Source organism: Pirellulales bacterium, from assembly GCA_035939775.1.
Classification (GTDB): Bacteria; Planctomycetota; Planctomycetia; order Pirellulales; family DATAWG01; genus DASZFO01.
The window spans coordinates 1-3,582 of the sequence record DASZFO010000193.1 but is presented as its reverse complement, the minus strand read 5'-3'; the positions used below and the strand labels follow the sequence as shown (position 1 = coordinate 3,582).

The window sequence follows — 3,582 nt, the reverse complement described above, 5'->3', positions numbered from 1 at the left end:
GGAATACACCAAAACCGCTGCCGTTCTCCGTGTTGCGAGCGGCCAGTACTGGCTGGATACCCAACCAACGCAAGATTTGCCGGAGAGGTTCCGAATCATAGCCGCGATCGCCTTGCAGCCGCTCGGGCTGCCGCCGTTTGGGTCCCGGCTTGCCGCCGACGGGCGGCATGTTCTGCAGCACGCGCAAGGCCTCCGTGACGTCATTCACATTGGCTGCCGTCACCGTCGCGGAGAGGGGAATGCCTTGCGCATCGGTCATGACATGGTGTTTGCTCCCCGATTTGCCGCGATCCGTGGGATTGGGGCCAGTATTTTCGCCACCCTCTGGCGCTTTGGCGAAAGAAGCATCGATCAAGGCACGCTGCAGCAGCTGCGCATGTGCCAACGAAAACATTCTTTCATTTTTTCCGAATAGCAGAATTCCTATTTTTTTTGGAAAGAGGGCTTGATCCTCACGTAACGTGAGGTCCTATCATTTCGTCGTGGCCACGGTTTCCACGGGAGCAGACTGGAGTGACTGTCGTGTGTTTCGAGGCCCTGAAAGTGGGCGAGCTGGCGCGGCGGACAAGATTAACTATCCGCACGCTGCACCATTACGACGAGATCGGCCTGCTGCGGCCGTCGTTGCACACCGAGTCGGGGCATCGCCTCTACACGGCCGGCGACGTCGCCCGCTTGCAGCAAGTGCTGTCGCTCCGGCAGCTCGGCTTCGCGCTGGAAGAGATCCGCGACTGCCTGAATCGGCCGGACTTTTCGCCCGTGGAGCTGATCGAGCGGCATCTCGCGCGCCTGCGCGAGCAGGTTGAATTGCAGCGCAAGCTATACCAGCGGCTTGAAGCGATTGCCGCTGGCCTGCGCACGGCGGGGGAAGTCTCCGCCGAAGAGTTCCTCCAAACAATTGAGGTGATGACCATGATCGAAAGCTATTACACACCTGAACAAATGGAATCCTTCCGCAAGCGCAGCGCGGAGGCTGCGGCGGCTGGCGTAGACCTTGCCCAGCAAGCCCAGCAAGGGACTGCTGCCTGGCAAGAGCTGTTGGCCCAGCTCAAGGTGGAGATGGACAGCGGTACCGACCCGGCCGATCCGAAAGTGCAGGCGCTGGAAAAGCGCCGGCAGGCCCTGGTCAGCGCTTTCAGCGGCGGCGACAAGGCCATCGAGGAAAACCTGAAGCGAATGTGGATGGAGCAAGGGGACAAGCTCTGTGCCCAGTTTGGTATCGACCCGAAGGTGATGGCCTACCTCGGCAAGGCGGCGGAGGCCGCACGCTAAAAGCGAATCGTAAGAAATGAGGGCGGCCAGGATGGAGAACTCAAGCGGGTTCGGTCCCAGTTCGCGCATAGTGGATCCGAACTCGCGATTTCTGATATCCATGAGACCTGATAATTGCCCCCGATGCGCGCGGCGCCGAGGGCCAAAACCCGCGTTCCGCCTGCCCGCTAGGCCAAGAGCCCAAGAAAGGGCCCTGGCTTTGCGCCAGACGCGACGAAACGCTCCTCCGCGACCCCCGAACAGCCGTCCGCCCCACCAACGCGACAGTCGCGATCCTGGGGCGTCTGGAACGATACGCCCGTACAAGTGAACGGACATTTCCTATCGTAACGAGATGAAACGCATCTATACTCCGCGTGAAACCAGAGGCTCGTCGTGACGCGCATGTCGTTCGAGGCCGGCCCTGGGCTGGCTGAAGGAGCCCACGATTCCGATTAAGGCAGCCCCTGCATGAATCTGAAGTTTAAGAGCGCCGCGAAGTGCGCGGTCAACTTTGCGTTGGTGCTGTCCGGGGCGTCTGCCGTGGTCGCGGCCGAGTGGTACGTCGCACCCGTTGGCAGCGCGACCGGGGACGGAACTAGGCAATCCCCTTGGGATCTGGAATCCGCGCTGCTCGGACGGCAGAAGATCGCGCCGGGCGACACGGTCTGGCTGCTGAGTGGTATCTACCATTATCCCGATCGCCGGCTGGATAGCGCGGGCTACGTTGTTAGGCTGGCGGGGACGGAGGCCAAATCAATTCAGGTTCGCAGTGTGCTCGGAGAACGGGTGACGATCGACGGCGGCCTCACTGTCCAGGCGCCCGCCTCGTGGCTTCAGATCCGCGATTTGGAGATTCTCGTTTCTGAGAATCTTACACGGTCACGGACAGTCCAAGAATCTGGCTCTCATCCCAGTAGCTACGATCGGCTTTGGGGCGGTCTACAAATCCACGCCGGCAAGGCGTGCCAATATATCCATCTGACGGTCCACGATTGTGCCCAGGGGGTCGCCTTTTGGAGCGGTGCCGCTGACAGCGAGATTTACGGCTGTCTTATCTACGACAACGGCTGGAAGGCCCCCGACCGGGGCCACGGCCACGCGATCTACACTCAGAACAAGGACGGGCTGAAAACGATCACGAATTGCATCATCACCGGCGGCTATAGCTACAGCGTTCATGCCTACGGCTCGAAGCAGGCCTTCGTCGATCACTATCTCATCCAGCAAAACATCTGTTACGACGCGGGGAGATTCTTGGTCGGCGGCGAGCGTCCAAGCCACGACATCCGCGTGCTTGGCAATTCGCTCGCCAACGTCGGGATGCAAATCGGTTATGGCGCGACGGAAAATGATGACTGCGAAGTCCGCGACAATCTAGTTCTGAACGGAGATCTGCGACTCAATAAGTTCAAGAAAGTAATCCAAAGCGGCAATCAAACCATTCGGCCGAACGACCCGCGCCCGAGCGAACCAGCGCGGGTTGTGATCCAACCGAGCCGGTATGATCCCTCGCGCGCGCACCTGGCGATTTTCAACTGGGCTCGGACGCCGACGGTCGCGCTTACGCCAGTGCGGCTTAAGGGCTTTGCCAAGCCGGGTGACAACCTCCGTTTGCTGAATCCACGCGACTTCTACGGCAAGCCCCTCTTGAAAGTCGTATTGGGCGATCAGTCGATTGAGGTTCCTATCCAGGGGGAGTTCGCCGCGTTCGTGCTTTGCCGGAATAGCGGCAGATGACGGCAAGACGTCGTTCCACGATCGGGCTACAGCGGGATGGCTTCGACTGCGGAGCTATTGCTCGCCCAGGCAGGAGAGCCGCTCTTGCCAAAGGCCGTCAACCGTCGCCGCTACGCGATGATAGACCCGATTGCCGCAGACGACCGGCATGGCGCGGTACTGCTATTCGCGGAACGCCTCGCTGGCGTGCTGGAAGGGCCGCCGAGACGGCGTTCGACCGGTCGGGACGGTCGAGGCGGATGCTCACCGAGAAGCTCAAGCACGATGTTGCCGCAAACACCGCGAAGATCGAATCAGCCAACTTCGACCGGCCGGTTGGCGAATTTCTCGACCAGATCGACTTCGAGGTGATCGCCGACCACTGCTGGCGCGGTTCTCGGGCTACCGGCGCCGGGAGCGGGGGCCGATTTGCAAAAACCGGTGAATCGGGCGCGGCGAATCGAGATTGGTTAGTCGATGGCGGCACGTCGCCTTTCTTTCAATTTCGGGTCCCGACGGGACTCGAAACATTGCGGAAAACGCGGCGAAAACTGCGGTTTCTCAAACGGACGGGTCACAATCGGGGTCATTTTTTGATCGCGACGCCGATCT

Annotated in this window: 4 protein-coding genes; 3 read left to right on the top strand and 1 reads right to left on the bottom strand. The window is 60.5% G+C overall.

Features of this window, described 5'->3' with window-relative positions:
* The coding region (locus tag VGY55_12540; GenBank protein HEV2970791.1) for a transposase at positions 1-394 on the bottom strand (394 nt) is incomplete at its 3' end.
* A gap of 128 nt (positions 395-522) precedes the next feature.
* Here VGY55_12540 and VGY55_12535 point away from each other — a divergent pair.
* From VGY55_12535 to VGY55_12525, 3 genes are all read left to right on the top strand, one after another.
* The gene (locus tag VGY55_12535) at positions 523-1,272 is read left to right on the top strand and encodes a MerR family transcriptional regulator (protein ID HEV2970790.1); all 750 of its coding nucleotides are present in this window, start codon (positions 523-525) and stop codon (positions 1,270-1,272) included.
* Positions 1,273-1,722: 450 nt separating this feature from the next.
* A complete protein-coding gene (locus tag VGY55_12530) occupies positions 1,723-2,991 on the top strand; it encodes a right-handed parallel beta-helix repeat-containing protein (GenBank protein HEV2970789.1) in 1,269 nt (422 codons plus the stop codon).
* A gap of 239 nt (positions 2,992-3,230) precedes the next feature.
* A partial coding sequence (locus VGY55_12525) for a hypothetical protein (GenBank protein HEV2970788.1) occupies positions 3,231-3,582 on the top strand: 352 nt, incomplete at its 3' end.